The organism is Pseudomonas sp. NPDC089918 (genome assembly GCF_050280605.1).
Taxonomy (GTDB): Bacteria; Pseudomonadota; Gammaproteobacteria; order Pseudomonadales; family Pseudomonadaceae; genus Aquipseudomonas.
Genome location: NZ_JBNNVP010000095.1, coordinates 1 through 2,960, shown reverse-complemented (window position 1 = coordinate 2,960; position 2,960 = coordinate 1). Strand labels below are relative to the sequence as shown.

The window sequence follows — 2,960 nt, the reverse complement described above, 5'->3', positions numbered from 1 at the left end:
AGAGCGGTCAGCAGGTGGTGCGTCAGAGCATGGTGCGGATCGAACAATTGGCGGACTCGGCCACCTCGGCCAGTTCCAGCTTACCGGCAGCGTAAGTCTTTTCCTGGTAGTGAACGGACAGAGGGAAGAAGCCCTTGCCTGGATCGGCTTGTTTGGCACCGACTACAGTCACCAATACGCTGACGTCATCGTCAACGGTGACCAATACTGCGCCGGAGGCCTGACGGGCGATACGGCCAGTCTCGAGGGTAACGGTCGACTGACCGAACTGGAATTTTTTGATTACCGGGTTCACGGTGTCCTACCTTCTTTTGTGGCTCTTGGGGAACTTGTCTTCTTGCGAAATTCTTGGGCAATGTCGGGAATCGGCCCAACGCCTGTCCAGGGTAAAACGACTATCCAGATAAAACTTGAGGCTGGGAGCCTGACATGCGCCAGCGGGAGACCCACTGACGCACGACAGACAACCAACCTCTAGCGCAATCGCTTATTAGCGACGCAGACCCAGGCGACCGATCAGAGCCTGGTAACGGCCCAGATCCTTGCCTTTCAGGTAGTCCAGCAGCTTACGGCGCTGGTTTACCATGCGGATCAGACCACGACGGGAGTGGTGATCTTTACCGTTGGCCTTGAAGTGACCTTGCAGCTTGTTGATGTTGTGGGTCAGCAGTGCAACTTGCACTTCTGGCGAACCAGTGTCACCAACAGCTTGCTGGTAGTCAGCTACGATTTGAGCTTTTTCTTGAACGTCGAGAGCCATGAGGCAATCCTTTTATCAGGAAACTGTTTCAAAGAAACAGCTTCAACAGGCCAGGGACAAATCCCTGTATCTATAAATGAGTAGTGACCGTGCCTGTTAACAGCCACACTCGCCGACCTGCTGTTACACAGGCCGGTTTCGGTCATTCTGACCGAATCAGTCGACGTGGCGCGATGCGCCCGTCTTCGCTCACTTCACCGATACCGATGAAACGACCATTGTGATCCTGTACCCGTACCATGCCGAACTTCGGTGCATCCGGGGCACGTACCGGTTGGCCGTTAAGCCAGTAGAACGCGCTGTGCTCCGAGAAATGCAACAGTGGCCAGTCCAGCAGGCCGCTGTCCGATGGCATCAGGAAGCGGTCGACCGCTTCGTTGCCGCCTTCGGCATGTACCGCTTCAAGCTCTTCCAGAGTGACGGTCTGTGCAAGCGTGAAAGGCCCGGCCTGGGTACGTCGCAATTCAGCCACGTAAGCGCCACAACCGAGTTGCTCACCGATATCCTCCACCAGGGTGCGGATATAGGTGCCTTTGCTGCAATCCACCGCAAGCCGCGCAGTATCACCCTCAAAGGCCAGTAATTCCAAGCGCGCAATAGTAACAGAACGCGGTTCGCGCTCCACTACTTCGCCTGCACGGGCCAGCTTGTACAGCGGCTGCCCATCACGCTTGAGCGCCGAGTACATCGGCGGTATCTGACTGATTTGCCCACGAAATTTCGGCAGCACAGCTTCGATATCGGCGCGACCAACGGTCACCGGGCGTTCCAGCAAAACTTCACCTTCGGCATCGGCCGTGGTGGTGGTCTTGCCCAGTTGCGCCAGGGTTTCATAAGCCTTGTCGGAATCGAGCAGGTATTGCGAGAACTTGGTGGCCTCGCCAAAGCACAACGGCAGCACGCCGGTGGCCAGCGGATCGAGACTGCCGGTGTGCCCGGCCTTCTCGGCATTGAGCAACCAGCGGACCTTCTGCAATGCCGCGTTGGAGGTGAACCCCAGCGGCTTGTCGAGCAGGATGATGCCGCTGACGTTACGACGGATACGTTTGACCTGAGCCACCGATTACTCCTTGGCGTCTTCGGGTTCAGCCGCTACCGGGTGCTGATTGTCTTCAGCCACCGCACGCTCGATCAGGGCCGACAGGTGCGCGCCACGAACGACGCTTTCGTCGTAATGGAAGTGCAACTGCGGAACGCTGCGCAACTTCATTTCGCGAGCCAACTGCATACGCAGGAAACCTGCGGCGGAGTTGAGCACCTTGATGCTTTGCGCGATGTCTTCAGCGCTGTCCTGGCCCATCACAGTGATGAAGATCTTGGCGTGACCGACGTCACGGCTGACTTCAACAGCGGTAATGGTGACCAGACCGACGCGCGGGTCTTTGACTTCACGACGGATCAGCTGTGCCAGCTCACGCTGCATCTGATCGCCGATACGTTGGGTACGGCTGTATTCTTTTGCCATGTCTTGTTACCTGTTACTGCCCCACGGTGAAACCCGAGGGGTCTGAAAGCGGCAAACGCCCGGCCTGACAAAAGCCAGACCGGGCGTTGCGTTTAGAGTCCGGACGTTGCGCCGCGCATCTGCATGCGGCGGCTCATCGTGGCCCTTGAAGTGCGCGAGTTAGAGGCTGCGAGCAACCTGCACCTTCTCGAAGACTTCGATCTTGTCGCCGACCTTGACGTCGTTGTAGCTCTTCACGCCGATACCGCATTCCATGCCGGCACGTACTTCGGAAGCGTCATCCTTGAAGCGGCGCAGGGATTCCAGCTCGCCTTCGAAGATAACGATGTCTTCACGCAGTACACGGATTGGACGGTTACGGTGAACAACACCTTCGATAACCATGCAACCGGCGATCGCGCCAAACTTCGGCGAACGGAACACGTCACGCACTTCAGCAGTACCCAGGATGTTCTCGCGAACATCGCTGCCCAGCATACCGGTGAGGGCTTTCTTGACGTCTTCGATGATGTCGTAGATCACGTTGTAGTAACGCATATCCAGACCTTCCTGCTCGACGATCTTGCGAGCGCCAGCATCGGCACGCACGTTGAAGCCGAACAGTACAGCGTTGGAGGCCAGTGCCAGGTTGGCGTCGGATTCGGTGATACCACCGACACCGCCACCGACCACACGCACCCTCACTAGCCTCCGGATCAAAGTCAAAGTTGAGTCCACAATAAAAACACCTAACAG

At 57.2% G+C, this 2,960-nt stretch carries 4 protein-coding genes and 1 pseudogene; all 5 read right to left on the bottom strand.

The features are described 5' to 3' along the window. Positions 1-76 precede the first annotated feature (76 nt). A pseudogene (locus ACQKPC_RS30215) lies at positions 77-295 on the bottom strand (polyribonucleotide nucleotidyltransferase); the annotation flags it as partial. A 195-nt stretch (positions 296-490) separates the two neighbouring features. Then, the gene (rpsO, locus tag ACQKPC_RS30210) at positions 491-760 is read right to left on the bottom strand and encodes a 30S ribosomal protein S15 (RefSeq protein ID WP_003176135.1); all 270 of its coding nucleotides are present in this window, start codon (positions 758-760) and stop codon (positions 491-493) included. 142 nt (positions 761-902) lie between these two features. Next, entirely contained in the window at positions 903-1,820 is a 918-nt protein-coding gene (truB, locus tag ACQKPC_RS30205) for a tRNA pseudouridine(55) synthase TruB (protein WP_008067213.1), read from the bottom strand. 3 nt (positions 1,821-1,823) lie between these two features. Then, positions 1,824-2,225, bottom strand: a complete 402-nt coding sequence (rbfA, locus tag ACQKPC_RS30200) for a 30S ribosome-binding factor RbfA (protein WP_030128077.1) — start codon at positions 2,223-2,225, stop codon at positions 1,824-1,826. Positions 2,226-2,384: 159 nt separating this feature from the next. Continuing rightward, on the bottom strand, positions 2,385-2,960 hold a 576-nt coding region (locus ACQKPC_RS30195; RefSeq protein ID WP_427628313.1), incomplete at its 5' end, for an EF-Tu/IF-2/RF-3 family GTPase.